The organism is Wolbachia endosymbiont (group B) of Pilophorus perplexus (assembly GCF_964028155.1).
Classification (GTDB): domain Bacteria; phylum Pseudomonadota; class Alphaproteobacteria; order Rickettsiales; family Anaplasmataceae; genus Wolbachia.
The window spans coordinates 955913-971957 of sequence record NZ_OZ034754.1 but is presented as its reverse complement, the minus strand read 5'-3'; the positions used below and the strand labels follow the sequence as shown (position 1 = coordinate 971957).

Here is a 16045-nt window from a genome sequence, read left to right as displayed (position 1 = left end):
ATTTGTTTTACTGATTTTTCTTTAACGTTGATGCTGATAACACAGTGCGATAACCTGAACTATCTAACACATGTTCTGCTCTGTCGATTACCCATTCACCATCTATGTCTTGATGAAATCCTAACAAGCTAAGTTTTGCCTCTGCAAATAGTTCTGGATTACCAGGCATAGTGACATCCAATACTGCATTATTTCGCTTTAATTGTTTTAACTTAGCATTTGCTGCACTTAATGCTGATTCTACATTAGAGTAAAGCGTTTGTATAGTATAACTTGGACTACCAAACGATACATACGAACTTTTCTAGATAATAATTTCATTATACGCTGAAATCAGCTATATTGGCTCACTTTTACTAAACCTACGTACGAACTGTTTTGCCTAAGCTTATGAAAATAATTTAAATCTTCTATTTTTATAACCTTATTTTTACGCGGCTTGTTCTCACAAATATACGACCCTTTTTGCAATCTTAGGAAGAGTCAATAATTCAAATTTTTGTGGCACTAAAATAGGAATTTCTTTAGTTACAGCAAGGTCTATTTTTTCGTAAGTAAAAGTGTTTTACAATTAATTATTAGAATGAAAATATCATACTTGGCTCTCAAGAAATTTCCTGTTGTGCAGTGGTAAGGTTTGGAGAAAAAGATTGGCTTGGCAACGATAATTTACTAGACTAAAGTTTATATTAAAATACAAAATGGGGTTGCGGGTATGGAATCTGGTTTGGATCACAATTACAATAAAATACTTGATATATTAAAAGGTGCTATTAAAGGCGACGATAATCAAGTTAAAGCAAGAAAACACCTTAGAGTAGAAAGATGGTTGAGGGCTTATATTCAATTAATTGAAGATTTTGATGAGGAAAAACTAATTTTTTTTTCTGATATATTCTCTGATAATTCTTGTTGGGATGGAATAAAATTAAAGAATAAAGCTGTTGGTGAAAGGCTAACTGAAGAAAAAAATAAAAATGGAAAAGAAAATCCGCTTGATCTTGCAGATAGATATTACTTGGCATGTAAATATTGTCTAGAAGATAAGATTCCTGGATTATTTGAACAAGTATTTATGAGATTTAAGAGAAGTGCCTTTGAAGAAGATGGATCTGATGATGATCTGAGAAGAGAATTATTGGAAAATATCGAAGAAACTAGCCCTATAGAAGCTTTCTGGTCTTTTCTTATTGATAAGCAGATTGGAAAACTAAACGAATATAAATCAGTTGAAGGTTTGCAAAAATCCATACAGATAAATTCTAATAAAAACTGGGAAGAAGGTATAGAGTTCTTCTATAATAAATTACACAATGATTCCAGTATTTCTAGTCAAGATAAAGATGATCTGTTAATTGAAGCAGCTTTATCTGCAGTAAAGGGTTACAAAGAAGTAGACACCATAGAGTTTTGCCTGTCTAAAATGGATGATGAGCAAAAGAAAAAATTACTAGATAGAGATTATAAGGAAAATACTTATTATGCAGTGTTGAATGTGCTAGTAGGTCAGTATTACTTTGATTCTTTTATGGAATTAATCCGATTGTGTAGTCAGATTGAATGTGAACGTTACACAACTTTTTTATCTTCATTATCAGATCAAGTACTGAAGAATCCAGATCTGTCTGAAGAAACAAAAAAATGTATGATGAATGTTTGGGAACGTATAATAAAATTAAAAACTCAAGACCGCGGGGAGCAATCTATTTCCTCTATTTTTGTAGACTATTCAGTTACATATACAATAGCAAATTTAATTGTGGATCCAAGTAGACAAGGGGTAAGTAAAGAAGAAATATTAGGGAAGATATTAAAGCACGTAAAAGAAATGAGTGGTGAAGAGATGATAAAGGTTAAAGATTCTGTATTAAGTAAAATTCAGTTATTTCATGGGGGTAAAAAATTGCAGTTAGGAGAACAAGTATTTTCTAAATTAGCTCAAGAAGCTTCTAAAGAATCAATTTTGCGTGAAGCTGGTGATACTTTGCCACAGTCAAGTCTCAGTACGACTGATACCCCATATAATATAAAATCTTTAAGCCATAGCAAATAGGAGTAATATGCCAAGTAATGTCAAGCCGCTTGAGTTGGTACAGCTTCTGTTAATGAGAAATAAATCAAAAGACGAGTTCCTAGATTTTCAAAAAAGGTTCCAATCGTTTATCAATCAATCTCCTTCTTTTTTGCATTCAGTTGGAAAGCCAGGCTTTTTCCCTAGTTTCTTTTTTGGTATGTTTGCTACTGTATTAGACACAGAACTTGCTACTAAAATTGGTATTAAAAAACTTCATTTTCGTTTTGATGATAATAGAACTTTAAAAATAGCTATATTAACTAATGAGGGACTTAAGTGTATAACGATGTCTGATCAAGTTGATGGTAACATGCATCTAAAGTTCTCTCAAGGAGAGTTAGAAAAAATAGCACAGAAATGGAAAATGGGAGCAGAGTTTGATAAACTAGAAAAAGAAGAGCATGAAATAACAATTACAGGAAAAGAAGTAAAGCACGGAAAGGTTGATCCAGCTTTTAGTAAAAAGACTGATTATTCACAAAAAGGTTTTACAGAAATAGAAAAAGATCGTGACCAACAAGACCTAGAGAGCTTAATTTCAAAATTGAGTAATCAAGATTTCGAAGAAGTAAAAAAGAACGCTAGAAGAATGTTTAATTATATTACAAATGTCTATAAGAAATATGAAAAAGAAACTCTATTTAGCGGTAAAGAATCAAGTCATCATGGGTTTTTAGCTGGGTTTTTGATAAATTTTAAGTATCGTTTTCACCTAAAACTTTATCTCGAATTATTTGCTGGAAAAGGTTACGCAGACATTATTTTGCTTGTGCGCGGTTCTGATAAGTCGCTAAGCTCTATTCCTATTATTATTGAGCTTAAAGCAGGTACTGGTGAGATAAGTACAGTGATAAAAGCATTGAAGCAAGCACAAGATTATGTTAAGGGCTCTTTTTCTAACTCTATAAGAATGATTACTATAGCTAATGAAGCTATTTGTGTAGGATTAAATTTTGACATGGTTCATCACGAAAATGTTAAAATTGATGTAGAAAATTTTCTTAGTCGAGAAGGTAATTCTGTAATAGAAAAGTTACTTGGCACTGAAGCAACGAATGCTGAGGTGATAAGAACACAGCTAGAGTATCTTTACTATGGAATTGTTTGGAGCAATGGTGGAAGTGATAATATTAATTATGTCAGCAGAATGATCTTAGGTCAGCTAGTACTTATTTCTAATATTATTAAGCGTGAAAAGTTAGGTAAACATATTTTTATTTATGATCAAAATGATAAAATGGTTACTGGATCACAGAAACGCCCAGAAGCAGCAAAAGAAAGTATTGAGGATTGTGTTACAACTATAGTGCTAACTTTAGGTAAGAAGGTGCTTATACTCAACATAAATGAAAAAAATGAATTTGCATTGAGAGTGCCAGATAATAAAGGAATTCCTATTGAAAATATTAGGAGAATTCAAAACGTCAATGACATAAAGATACAAGAAATAACCTGTAACTTATACAGTACGCCTAGTAATAAGAATCCATTTGATCAGTACTGTAATAAGAATAAGGGAATTACAGTAAATACGTATGACTCATTGGACAAATACAAAAGAGGTAAAGAAATTTTACAAGGTAATTTTACTCGAATTGTGGAAAATAAAAAATTTAAAGCAGCTTTGAGCAAAGCTATAGAATCTGGTAAATATGATGATTACAAAAAACTATTTGAAGAAATTTCTCATATACTACATCCTTTCAAATCATTAATAAGCAATGAGGCTACATTTCAAGCTGTATTGCATGGTTTATTTAGTAGCTACGGAGAAGATAATATAAAAGTTATTACTGAATTTCAAATAGGTGGTGGAGAGAAGTTGGATGTTATGTTGGTTATAAATGCTACTGATCAAAAAAAAGAATACCCCCCAGTTGGAATAGAGCTAAAATTTGCTAAGAAAGGAGAATTGGATAAAAAAGAAAAAGATGCTAAGGACCAGTTGAAAAGATATAAAGAAGGTGAAGCGTATAAGGTAATTACTGATGCTGGCAAAGTGAAACTGATATATGCTGTTTTTAATAAAGGTGCAACAGATGAAGGTTCCCTTATAAAAATTGGTAATGAGTTTGTAGAGGTAGATGTAAGACATAGCTCTGTGGTTGCTTTTGGTCAACAGCCAGGTAGTCTCCAACAACCTTATGTTAAACAAGCAGGTCTATCTCGAGCAGTTAATCAGTGATCTAGTCTTAAGAAATAGTCATCTTAAGTAGGTTATGCTGTCGGGAAGTTTTGTGACAAAGTTATAGAAGGAAAACAAAATGATCCTGATACGAGTACATGGAGTGCTGTTAAAAGTTCGTTTTCCGATACATTTATTACTAAGCATAATATGAATTACATTTATAGTAATCAATCTCCAGTGAATTCCTTAGATAGCTAAGAGCTAAAAGTATGTATTGTGTAAATAGTTACCAAGGCTGGAAGGTTTTGAACTTTTTTTCACAACACTGATGTTCTTGCTAAAATATTTTTGAAAAAGTTAGTTGACTTATAAATAATTCTCTACTAATACTGGCATGTGTTTGTTTATTCTGCTGAAGTGGCTCCGCAGGTTACTGTATAAGCTTCAGCAGTTTCCGTGCTCCTTTAAAGCATCATGCTCTTATAGTAGTGATATCAAGTATAGGTCTTAACCATGTTGATTTATAGTAAAATTAGCTCAAATTTGGAGTCATAAGCAACTTTTAACCTCTCTATATACTCCATTGTTACTCACCATAAAAACTTAACAAAAGCTTAACGACGTGAGCAGTAAAAAGATTATGGTTATTGACTTAATGTTACATATCGCATACAATATATCATATATCTTAGCTTAAGGGGTAAGTATGAGTGAGTCTACTGGGATGGTAAAATCTATCATCAATCTACTAAAGCCAAAATCCAAATCAGAACTATATGATTTCGAATATGAGTCCATTATAGAACATCTATCATCTAAAGAGCATTTATTAAATGAGCTGATGAATGATATGTGGTACTCAGGAGACTTACCATCAGTTAGAAATCATAATGAACTACCTTCTTTAATTGATAGCAAACTTGGACTAAGCGAGCAAATTTGTGTTTGGTTTGCTCTGGACCATGATCTTACGCCAAGTCAAAAAATTTTAAACAAAAAGTTACTTAGTGCTCTAAAATGTTTAGCTTCTAACTGTGGTTCATTTGATAATACTGAGCCCCTTGAAGAATTTTTATATGATAATAAAAACAATAAAGATTTAAAAGTGATTCTTAACCTAAGAAGAGGAGAATCTCAATCAACAGTATTGCATGCGATTGCAGGAGCAAATATTGGTGGATTTCGTCGCACAGGAAATCAGGCTGTAGATTTACTCTTAGAAGCAGGCGCAGATCCTAACATACAGGATAGTAAAGGAAAAACACCATTATACATTGCTGCTGCCAAAGGTCATTACAATAATGCAAACTCTCTTTTCTTAAAAGGAGCTAACCCTAATATAACAAGTAGAAAGGGCAAAACTCCACAACAAATAGCAACTAATAAACTCTGCTATAATATAGAAGAATTATTTCTAACTGATAAACAGAAAAAGTTAAATGCAGAATTGTATGACTTACTTGTACTCGATTCAGACTGCACTAAAAATTTAAAGGAGTTTTTAAGTAAGCATAAAAGAGATTCAGACCTAAAAGTAGTGCTAAATATTCGGCAAGGAATGGGTGAATCAAAAGTGTTTTCGTATGTTGATCGTTTTGCTTGGGACAATGAAGGTCTTGCTCAAGAGTTAAGAAAGATATTTTTAGAAGCAGGAGCATTAGATTATGATATAAATATTTATCGTCAGCAAAAGAAAGGACAGGCCAGTAAATTACTCGTTAATTTAACTTCAAATCAAAAGGAGAAGTTAAATAATTTTTCTGATAAGGTATTTCGAGCTCAAAACATGGCTGAACTTGAAGAGATTGTAAATGATGCTATAAAGTCTGGTGTACGTTTAAATTATTCTTCTTCACAAGATTTTTTTTTAGGTAATGAGTACACTTTTACCGATTATGTGATGAAAAAAATCAGTGAGTTGGAAAAAAATCCTAAAGTTGCTAGTAGTATAATATGTCAATTAGTATCAAAAGGAGCAGTGTTTGGTAATACAGTTGATGCTAACACACTGACATCAGAATTTAAAGAGCATAAAACTAACCTAAAAAAAGCTTATAGAGATTATATTAGCAATTCTCATAAATTTATTGAAATCGCAAAAAGTGCAACCAATAGCGAGCTAAAAGATGCAAGAGTAGACAACTCCGTTTTTTACTTAGAATATTCTAAAGATAGTAAAATAGACATTATAAAGATAACAGATGGGACAAGGGATTTAGGTCTAACCGATGGGGATGTAAAGTGTGGAAGAAATATAGTAAAGATCGGTAAAAGTGAAGTAGAAATTAAAACTGAAGATGGCATAAGGAATTACACAGATCTTACAGAAGGCAGCGATATAGTATTAACCTTCTATACTAGTTTGGGAAATGTAGACGTTAGGCTGTATCCTGACGTACAGAATAAAAGCAAAATTATAGTAGAAGTGAGTAATAGAGAAGAAATATTAGAAAAATTCAAAGGTCGCGAAGAAGAGTTAGGCAATGATTGCGAGCTTGGTAACTACTGGGTCTACGATGCTATTGAACAGGGATATTTTGAAAGATCTGGTGGATTAATGCGTCCTGAAGTAATAAGCGAGTCTAACAACAAATGGACAAAACGTGAAGAGTTAAGAAGGACTTCTGATCCTAGGAGAGAAGTTTCTAGGTAGATTGATTTGCTAAAAAAGTTGAAGATTATTATTTAAATATAAACTACTATAATTTATAGGTTAAGGAGTTCGTACCAATGTCTTCTAAGAATACTCTTTTATGTTGTTTTTAAGCTGGCTACAAAATGAGGATATGGAACATACAATGGCTGGGCTGCCTTTTACACTCCAGATCTACTATTAAAATATGCAGCTAAAATTGGATACATTTTCTACCATTGTCGTATCTAGTCTGTTAAAATCTTCAATATTTATATTGATATCTTCGCATAATTAGGTGTCAACTTTTGTAACATTGATTTACTTTTCTATATCAATCTCAACATCTTTTGGTATGGTCCTTGATTCCTCTATATCAACTGCAGTAGCGGCAATTTGGCTATTTTTCCTATTTCTCAGCAATACCTTTCAATAGTTTTTGGTGTTTTCAGTTTCTCTCCTTTTGTTCTTTTTATAAATGGTGTAATTACGCCCCTAATCCATAAAATTTCTCTAATTGCTCACCCCACAGCATCGGTATTTCTCTTAAATCCACTAACCTCAAACCCCTTGGCTGCCTCCCATTTACTATATCTTCTTTAATTTTTGGTGCTAAATAATTTAATCTTAAAATTTGTTGTATACGTCTTGTACCTATATTAACTTTAGCACTCAGCTCTTTTATATTTGCGTATTTTCCTTCCTCTAGCTGACGTTTCCATAGGTGAGCCCTCACCACTGCTTTCAGTAATGCATTGTTTGTTTTCCCCTCTGGCTCTACTACTGTGCATTTGTTTCCTTTCTTTTTTATTGGTATAAATTCCACCTTATCCTCTGAGCTCACCTCTATTCCATCTTCTTTTACCATTACTCCCTTTATTAACTTTTTCACTACTTCTTTCTGTTTTCCAAAACTTAAATTTTTCCATTCTTCTCCACATTTTTCATATAAATCTTCTGCTCTTTTCATCACTTCTTTTTCCACTTTTCCTGCTACTACTGTTCGATTTACCGATTCACAACTTTTTCCTCTTAAATGGTTATTACATATATAATATCGGTACCTTTTATTCTCTTTTTTTGAGTACGTCAAAGTCATATTTACATCACAGCTTTTGCACTTAATTATTCCCTTTAGCAATGCTTCCTCATATTTTACTTTTCTATATGGTTGATTCTTTATCAATTCCTGCGCTTTTTGCCATTTTTCCTCTTTTATTATTGCTTCATGCTTTCCCTCATACTGTTTGTCATAATGCCTAATTTTTCCCATATATATTGGATTTGTTATTATTCTTCTCACCGTTGCCTTTTTAAAGATACCTGATTTCGTCCGGTACCCTTGGCTGTTTAACTCTCTTGCCAGTTCTGCCATTGACTTCAGCTCTATATACCTCTCAAATATATGTTTTACCAACTTTGCTTCTTTTTCATTTATTATTAATTCCTTATCTTTCACATCATACCCAAGCGGTAAAGTTCCACCCATCCATAATCCTTGTTCTTTTGATGTTGCTATTTTATTTTTTACTCTTTCCACTATCATTTCTCTTTCTAGTTGTGCTGCTCCTGATAACACCGTTTGTACGAACTTTCCCATTGGCGTATTATTATCAAATATCTGCGTTACTGCTACAAAATTTACTCGATGCCTTCTAAAAAATGACGTTACTTCGATGCTGTCTTTTGTTTCCCTTGATAACCTGTCTAGCGTATATACTACCACACAGTCCACTTCTCCTTTTTTTACATCTTCAAATAATTCTTTTATCGCTGGCCTTTCTAAATTTTTCCCTGAATAGCCTCCATCATCGTACCTTTTTGCCAATGCTACCCAGCCTTCTTTGATCTTTATATATTTTTCACATGCTACTCGCTGCGCATCAAGACTGTTAAACTTCTGCTCTAGTCCATCCTCATTTGATTTTCTCGTATATATCGCACACCTTACCTCTTTTAGCATTCTCTCTCCTCAATTTCCACTTTTGTCACGCATCCCGAATAATAAAGGTCCGTTGTAGCTCATTCCCATTATTTTTCCTGCTACTGCTGATAATGACGTATAAAATTCTTCTCTGTAGATTAAACCCTTATCTGTTACCATTACCGCATGCGTCTCTTCCTCTCTCTCTAGTATTAATTCTGTCCCTTCTACTGGTAATTTATCGCTACTTATTCTTTTTCCTTTCTCTAGCCGATCTGCCAGATACTCTAGTCTTTTTGTCCCCTTTCTTGACATTTCTCCATACGATTTTTCCTGCATTCTATAAGCTAATCTTGGTATCAGATATTTCTTTGAGTATCTAGGCGCCTCTTCCCCAAATACCTTCTTCCACGTTTTTCTCAGCTCACCCAAAGGTTTTCTCTCTAAATTCATTACTTTCTTTTCTATTTCTTCCTCCATATCTTTAGCCTCTCATAGAAGGTTTCCCACTTTGCTGTTCAAATAACTTTTCAATTCTTTCTGTTTCTTTCTTCAATATTTCAGTTATCTCTTTGCTGTTTTTCGCATAATCCATCCCTGTCATTCCAAATTTATCTGCTTGCTCTATTTCAGCCCCTGCTTTCACTAGCTCCTCCACTATTTCTTTTTCACCTACCATGCACGCAAGGTGTAGAGGTATGCATTTATTTCCATATTCCTCAGCATTTACGTCTGCTCCTGATTTTATCAATTCCCTCACGGTTTCTAGACGTTTCTCCGTTACTGCTAGGTGCAGTGCTGTGTATCCTTTCACATCTGCTGCATTCACATTCACTCCTTTTTCAACTAATAACTTCACTGTTTTTACTTCTACTGCATAATGCAGTTTCCTTCTCGTCTCTTGCATAAATATTTTTAAATGAGTTCTCTAATAGTGACTCCTCTTTTCCTTTTTTACTGTTCGGTAGAAGCTGTAGCTTTACTCCTCTCGTTTGAGTTTTATTACTACAACTCCCCCTAAAGAACCGTGCTTGCAGATTTCCCGCACACGGCTCATCAATATTAGTTTTCACAGTCGTCCCTCTTATGCATATAAAGAAAAATGTATTTTTGGCTTTGGTAATGGATTTACTTCTACGTAGTGTACAAACTGTTCCCAGGTCATACTCTTTTTCTGACTACGCCGATTTATCCATTTAAATGCTAGCTTTCTTACTGATGTGTAAAATTGTTTCAAACACCAATAATTTCCGCTAATACCAAAGTAGTTATAGTGTCCTGTTAATTTAGCCTTCAGTACTTGCCACCAAGCTTTAAGTCGAATACTTCCGCGGACTATTTTCAACCACTCCTTGATTTCTTTTAGTTTTCTGGCTAGATTTAACTTTGAGGTTTTATGTCCCATTATTAATCTACCACGACGACTTTTTGCACCATAGTGCGTAAACCCCAGAAAATTGAAACTTTCCGTCCTTCGTTTCTCTCTTATCGCTTGTTGCCACTCCCTCTTGCCAAACTTTACTACTCTGGTCTTGTTTTCAGATACTTCCAACCCAAATTTATTTAGCCTTTGTTTCAGTAATTCCAGAAATTCTTCCGCGTCTACCTTACTTTCGCAACAAACCACAAAATCGTCGCAAAACCTTATTAGTTGTATATATCCTCTGGATCTTGGTTTAAATTTCTTTTCTATCCATAAATCCAACACATAATGTAAGTATATATTTGCTAATACAGGACTTACTATACCACCTTGGGGTGTACCTTGTTTTGTTGCTTCATAATTTCCAGCTTCGACTATCCCTGCCTTGAGAAACCGCTTTACTAACCACCGCAAATTTGGGTCAGTTATTCGTTCCCTTAGACATCTCATTAGCCATTTATGCTGTATATTATCGTAGAACTTCTTGATATCCACTTCTACAATGTAGTTTATTGGCTTGTACATAACTGCTTTATCTAGTGCATTTACCGCTTGATGACAGTTTCTTCCAGGTCGAAATCCATATGAGCTGTCCAGAAAGTTTGCCTCGTAAATATTTTCTAGTATCTTCTTCAGCATAATCTGTACTAATTTATCCTCGGTCGATGGTATTCCGAGTCCGCGTTTCTCTTTACTTCCAGCTTTCGGTATATATACCCTCTTTACTGGTTGTGGTTGATATTGCTTCCTCTTCATACTTTCTACTAGCACTTCGAGTTTCTCATTCAGATTTTCTCCGTATGATTCCACTGTTATCTGGTCTACTCCACAAGCCTTGTTACGCTTCAGTTCTTTATAACATCTCGCAAGATTCTCTGTATTTATCAGATGGACTAACGATGTGAATTTTAGTCGCTTATCTTGCTTTGCTCTTACTGCTATCTGGTTTAGTTTATTTTGCATGTTATTCCAACCTCCGTTGTATTGGCCTAGCAATCCCTATTCCAGTTACTATATTGCTGATCGCTTCCCCTTGTACGTGGCTTTCCCACATTCTGAGTACTATCAATCAGTCCGACTTCCCCTGCATCTTCCGCTAGTTCTTGCCTTTGTTGACTTGTTCCAGCGTACCTTTGTAGGAATGCATAGGATCTCCCAAGTTCACTTGAAGTCCATTTCAATACATGGCACGGTCTCAGATCCCGATAGAGTGAGTGATAACTTGCCTTTACGCTATCCTTCATGCTGTCTTCCATGGCCATGAAAATGTCGACCTCTATGTCTTCAGGTATTTCGGAACTCAATCCCTTCACTTTCGTTGTACCCTGCATTGTCCATCCCACTAGCTCTATTACACTCGTTACCTCATGCAACATAGTGGTCTGTTCCAAACTGTTGGCTAGACTTTGTTTGTGTTGGATTTTCACCAACTGTTCTCCAAGCACTTCTTGGCGCACCATTTCATACCTCACAAAACTAGCTTTTCTAGCGCCAGATAAATTTCTTATGTTTACCTGCTGCTATTCAAGTCATGTCCGTTTTAGCATGAGAAAGCAAGTCCTTTTCTTTTTATTTCATACACTTTAAACTATTATTAATATAATATATGAGGATCTAAATATAAGTATTTAACTTATTACACATATTGCTTGACTATTTTTCCAACTTCTGTGCAAATGTCGATGTTCGTGCCATTTCAGTACTCCCGGGTAAAACACTAAAATGTGCTTTTCTAATTCGTGTATTGAGTCTTTTTGCTCTGAATATAAGTCGTTTTTATAGTAAATGTTGTGTTCTGCTAAAACATATTTTCTGACCTTCTGATCTGTATAATTTTCTACTTTGTAACGATGGATAATACTGAATCTTTCTAAAATTGGCTTGTGTTTTAAACTCCAATGTTGCCCTGAAAGTTTATCGTTTCCCAATACAAATTTATTTCCTTCTTCTTCTATTCTACCAACCGGAAAACAGCTATTTATTTCTCCTAATTTCCAGCTATCTGACAGTACAATCTGCGCTTTTGCAAATTTAATCGATGGTAATAAACTCTGTGGTAATGGATATAGTGCTTTTAAGTTGTACCACAAATGATTTCTTTCATAAATACCGTTATAATTCTTTGTGTGAGGCTCTGTTTCTCCAAGTACTGCTACATCTAATCGATATATGTCATTACTAAATGTTTGTTCATAATGCTCTCTTAAATAGTTGTCTACAATCTCTACTAACGGACCTCTAGAACTGAAAAAATTTATTCTTCCAAACGATAACACTGGTCCATCTTTTTCAACTTTTCTACCTGAATAGTCTGATAATAAGCTGCCGAATATACTTTCATCTAATATAAACCTATCAACGTTATAGTAGTCATTAAAAATCCTCATTAGCCTTGATCTTGCTGGTAATGATAGTTTTGCAAGTTCTACTACTGCATCTACAAAAAAGTCATTTGGAACATCTTTTATTCCTATTTGTAATTCAAAGAAGTGTTTACCAGGTGGTTCTTCGATAATTGTAATATCTTCTATATTTGCCCACTTTAGTGCTATTTTAAGTGATGCAGGTGTTCCTCTCAGTCTTTGAAATTTTACTCCTTCTACTATCGCCCTTCTTTTATTTTTTACCCAGCGCAATATCTCTTCTAAACCATATTCTTCTATTATCCATGGTAATGTTTCTTCTTTCAGGTTGAACTTAAACCCTCTGATACAGCTTGGATCAACCTTATAATCTATTGCATCAACCAGTGCTTGCTCTTGCTTTGTTGCGTTTGGCGGTAATAAACTTTTCATTTGTCTTTTCTTTCAAGTTGCTTTAACTTCCTTTATTTAGGTAGCTTATGAGTAAGCAAGAGATCATTGCAGAAAAATAAAGATGTTCTTAATATCGAAAACACTCTCCATAATATTTGACCATATTATCCATACTTTAAAAAACAAGTTACAACTTCTGGAAGAAAATCAATACTTTCGTCTCCCTAACATTGGATCCAGTAAACCTTAAACCACTTATTGCACGCAATCCCCTCACTGGCACAAAACAAAAAAAATACGTTTTAAATCCTATCTAACTTGACGTAGCCAAGCACTGCACACTCATTCCCCAGAACCACAACATCCTCTCTTGGCTCGATTAATTCTACGTTTTCTACACCCTCTACAAACAAATTTGCTATTATCCATGATCTTGTTACGTTCCATCCCAACCTTTTGCTTGCTTCAAACTTCTTAATAAATTGCTTCTTGATTTCCTCCTTTGATATTACAGGACTTATGCTCATTCTGCTGTGAATATCTATTTCCATAATATTGCAACCTATCACTTTTACTGTATCGGTTAAAACCCTTATATCATCTCTAGTAACCTGCTTTTTTACAATTTCTAGTAGCTCTTCTGACGCTGTGGATAACTCTGTGGATAAAATTGAGATTTCTACACTTCCTGGCACTTTTGACTCAACCAGCGCATCCTTTACTCTTCTATCTGCTGAGAGTGCTTGAAACCGATAATGCTCTTTACTCCCTCCTGTGCTTGAGCCAACTATTCTTGCCTTGATTCTTTTTCTGAAGCGTTCATCTTCTTCTCCATCTTGCCTCTCTGCTCCATAAAACTCAGCTAAATTATCAAGCTCTTCTCCCCTTGCAAACTTGAGTAAATTGCTTTTTACCGCTTCATTTATTCTTTGTCTCAGCAAAAGCTCTCTCCAGGCTGCTACTTCTAAAATCTTCATCGCTGGGTCACTTTCAATTAGTGCTGTAAAACTTTTATCTCGACTTATTAATTCTTCTTTCATCCGAGCAAAAATCTCTTCAAAGTTCAGTGGTTCGATAATATTTGGCTGCTGCATTTTTAAACAACTACTCCATTAATATTTATGAACTTACCTTCTGAAAGATAGACACCTTCTAAATTCAATGTTACTCTCCCTTCTTTTACTTCTGTTATCTTCACTTTCTCTAATTTAAACCTTCTCTCCCATTTTTCTAGTGCTCCTGCTACTGCTGCATAAATTTCTAGTGTAAAATCACGATTTATTGGCTTATCCACCAATTCAAATAATCTTGAGCCATAATCTCTCCTCATTATTCTACTGTTAATAGGAGTGGTCAGTATATCAATTATCGACTGCTTTAAGTGCTCTATTCCTTCTAACGTCTTTCCTGTTTTAGCATCCATACCCTTCATTTCTATTTTGCAAAGACGCTTTCACTGCCTTTTATTACTTTAAACCCACATGAAACTATATCTCCTACTCTTCCTACACTAAGACCATTTGCAAACACTATTTTTGATCCTTGAATCATTACTTTTCCTTCACTAAAACTGTCTCCTTGTCTACATATTGACTTACCGTTTACAAAAACATTATTACTTCCGCTAATGCAGAAATGTGGTATAGCTTCTCCACAATAGTCTCCTAACCTTACTATTCCTTTGTTCAATTTAAGTCGATCCTTTCTGCTTTCAGTTTTATTCCACTTTTTGTCATTTCTATGCTCGATTCCCCAGCTTTCAGTGTTATTTTGTCTACTACTTCAATCTCTAAATGATGTTTATCTTTATCGTATGACAACTTTGTTCCATCTTGAAATGTTAAGCTACTCACCTCTTTTTTATTTTCTGGTGCAGAGTACTTTTGTTGATATATTCCAGGAAGTACTACTCCTAAAGATAATTCTCCTAGCGGGGAAAGTATCACTACTTGCTCATCAATACCTGGCGGAGACCAATTTCTATCTTTTCCTGCTTTGCTTGTTATCCATGGCAACCAATCTGTTAAAAATTCGCCTATTTTAATTCTTACTTTTGCTTTTTCATAATCTACTTCTTTTACAAGCCCTATTCGTACAATGTTTGCTAATTTTCTTTGCAGCTCTGAAATAGCAAAATTACTCTCTAACATTTTCTCCTATTGTAATCGTATGTGGTTTAATCTTATTTTCTGTCCATATCGATTTACCTAAATGAAGCTGATGACTCCACTCAACCAACCACAACAAATACGCATCTAATTCGGGTCTAAATCCGTCAATTTCCGTAGAGATAAATTCTCCTGGTGAAACATTTTCCACATTCCAAGTATTTTTATTTACTACTCTTGCTACTTCTGCTGCTAATGTTCTGACAATAATAGGGGCATTTTCTATTGTGCTATCAGTCACAATGCGTGCTTCAAATCTTGCTTTCAGCGCTAATTCCTCTGTTCCAGGATCTTTTCCCGATTCTAAACTCACAAGCTCTACAAATAACGCTGGCGCTAATAATTCTTTTCTTATCGATGGATAAATTTCACAAGTTTGAATTGCTGGTATTTCTCTCTTCAGCGTGGTACAAATTTTATCATGTAAATCTTTCAAATTCATCCTTTATAGCTCAATTCACGTTCAAAAAACTTTGTAAAGACTTCTTCAACTTCATAATTAACAAGATTCCCTATTATCCTTGAAGCCTCTGGTTCCAGTGGTAGTTTTACTTCCTTTATTGGAAATGCTGCTCTTCCTTCACGTTTAAACATACCGCTATTTCCTTTTGGCATAACTGCTGCAAATCCTCCTATAAACTCATGCTTTCCTACTTTCGATCCTCTTTTTGTTTTTTGTATTTTGCCAATTGCCGATGCTCTAATGTCATAGAGATTTGCTCTAATTAACACTTCTAATCTGCTAGTTTTCGCCTTAAAAATTCTTAATCTCTTTCTTATCAAACTTAATTTTATCTTCTTTTCCTCACTGATTTCCTTAGCTGCTTGCGCTTTTAACCATAGTGCTGTTTTGTTTAATGCTCTCACTATTGCTAATTCTATTTTTTTTCTTTTAGCATTTACACTTTCTATTACCTCAACTTCTATATGCACAGACATT

15 protein-coding genes and 1 pseudogene are annotated in these 16045 nt (G+C 34.3%); 3 read left to right on the top strand and 13 right to left on the bottom strand.

What is annotated here, in order from left to right; all coding sequences use genetic code 11:
* Positions 1 to 7: 7 nt before the first annotated feature.
* Positions 8 to 169: a hypothetical protein gene (locus tag ABWU28_RS04865; protein ID WP_353275036.1), complete on the bottom strand. Its 162-nt coding sequence runs from the start codon at positions 167 to 169 to the stop codon at positions 8 to 10.
* A gap of 546 nt (positions 170 to 715) precedes the next feature.
* On the opposite strand from ABWU28_RS04865, the gene ABWU28_RS04860 reads away from it, so the two are divergent.
* The 3 genes from ABWU28_RS04860 to ABWU28_RS04850 all read left to right on the top strand — a co-directional run bounded on the left by ABWU28_RS04860 (position 716) and on the right by ABWU28_RS04850 (position 6855).
* The gene (locus tag ABWU28_RS04860; RefSeq protein WP_096097233.1) at positions 716 to 2053 is read left to right on the top strand and encodes a hypothetical protein; all 1338 of its coding nucleotides are present in this window, start codon (positions 716 to 718) and stop codon (positions 2051 to 2053) included.
* 7 nt (positions 2054 to 2060) lie between these two features.
* Complete coding sequence (locus ABWU28_RS04855; RefSeq protein ID WP_007302979.1) at positions 2061 to 4259, top strand: hypothetical protein; 2199 nt, start codon at positions 2061 to 2063, stop codon at positions 4257 to 4259.
* A 649-nt stretch (positions 4260 to 4908) separates the two neighbouring features.
* Positions 4909 to 6855 (top strand): ankyrin repeat domain-containing protein, encoded by a 1947-nt coding sequence (locus tag ABWU28_RS04850; RefSeq protein WP_007302978.1) that lies wholly within the window; start codon positions 4909 to 4911, stop codon positions 6853 to 6855.
* 466 nt (positions 6856 to 7321) lie between these two features.
* Here ABWU28_RS04850 and ABWU28_RS04845 read toward each other — a convergent pair whose 3' ends face one another.
* The 12 genes and pseudogenes from ABWU28_RS04845 to ABWU28_RS04790 form a co-directional block, all read right to left on the bottom strand.
* Positions 7322 to 8797: a recombinase family protein gene (locus tag ABWU28_RS04845; protein ID WP_353275034.1), complete on the bottom strand. Its 1476-nt coding sequence runs from the start codon at positions 8795 to 8797 to the stop codon at positions 7322 to 7324.
* Positions 8798 to 8806: 9 nt separating this feature from the next.
* Complete coding sequence (locus ABWU28_RS04840) at positions 8807 to 9238, bottom strand: DUF2924 domain-containing protein (protein ID WP_265022347.1); 432 nt, start codon at positions 9236 to 9238, stop codon at positions 8807 to 8809.
* Positions 9239 to 9242: 4 nt separating this feature from the next.
* Positions 9243 to 9669, bottom strand: a pseudogene (locus tag ABWU28_RS04835) (ankyrin repeat domain-containing protein).
* Between the two features lie 173 nt (positions 9670 to 9842).
* Entirely contained in the window at positions 9843 to 11144 is a 1302-nt protein-coding gene (gene ltrA, locus ABWU28_RS04830) for a group II intron reverse transcriptase/maturase (RefSeq protein ID WP_353274935.1), read from the bottom strand.
* Between the two features lie 26 nt (positions 11145 to 11170).
* The gene (locus ABWU28_RS04825) at positions 11171 to 11557 is read right to left on the bottom strand and encodes a hypothetical protein (protein WP_353274937.1); all 387 of its coding nucleotides are present in this window, start codon (positions 11555 to 11557) and stop codon (positions 11171 to 11173) included.
* Positions 11558 to 11809: 252 nt separating this feature from the next.
* Complete coding sequence (locus ABWU28_RS04820; RefSeq protein ID WP_264377833.1) at positions 11810 to 12976, bottom strand: phage tail protein; 1167 nt, start codon at positions 12974 to 12976, stop codon at positions 11810 to 11812.
* A 263-nt stretch (positions 12977 to 13239) separates the two neighbouring features.
* Entirely contained in the window at positions 13240 to 14031 is a 792-nt protein-coding gene (locus tag ABWU28_RS04815; RefSeq protein WP_264377832.1) for a baseplate J/gp47 family protein, read from the bottom strand.
* 2 nt (positions 14032 to 14033) lie between these two features.
* Positions 14034 to 14369: a GPW/gp25 family protein gene (locus tag ABWU28_RS04810; RefSeq protein WP_264377831.1), complete on the bottom strand. Its 336-nt coding sequence runs from the start codon at positions 14367 to 14369 to the stop codon at positions 14034 to 14036.
* A 2-nt stretch (positions 14370 to 14371) separates the two neighbouring features.
* Positions 14372 to 14626 (bottom strand): PAAR domain-containing protein, encoded by a 255-nt coding sequence (locus ABWU28_RS04805; protein WP_236514961.1) that lies wholly within the window; start codon positions 14624 to 14626, stop codon positions 14372 to 14374.
* Positions 14623 to 15087 carry a phage baseplate assembly protein V gene (locus ABWU28_RS04800; protein ID WP_012481798.1) on the bottom strand — a complete coding sequence of 155 codons (465 nt, stop codon included), beginning with the start codon at positions 15085 to 15087 and terminating at the stop codon, positions 14623 to 14625. Before ABWU28_RS04800 ends, ABWU28_RS04805 begins: the two co-directional genes overlap by 4 nt.
* Positions 15074 to 15547: a hypothetical protein gene (locus ABWU28_RS04795; protein WP_012481799.1), complete on the bottom strand. Its 474-nt coding sequence runs from the start codon at positions 15545 to 15547 to the stop codon at positions 15074 to 15076. The genes ABWU28_RS04800 and ABWU28_RS04795 overlap by 14 nt, the downstream gene beginning before the upstream one ends.
* A complete protein-coding gene (locus ABWU28_RS04790) occupies positions 15544 to 16044 on the bottom strand; it encodes a phage tail protein (RefSeq protein ID WP_264730498.1) in 501 nt (166 codons plus the stop codon). Before ABWU28_RS04790 ends, ABWU28_RS04795 begins: the two co-directional genes overlap by 4 nt.
* Between the last annotated feature and the right edge of the window lies 1 nt (position 16045).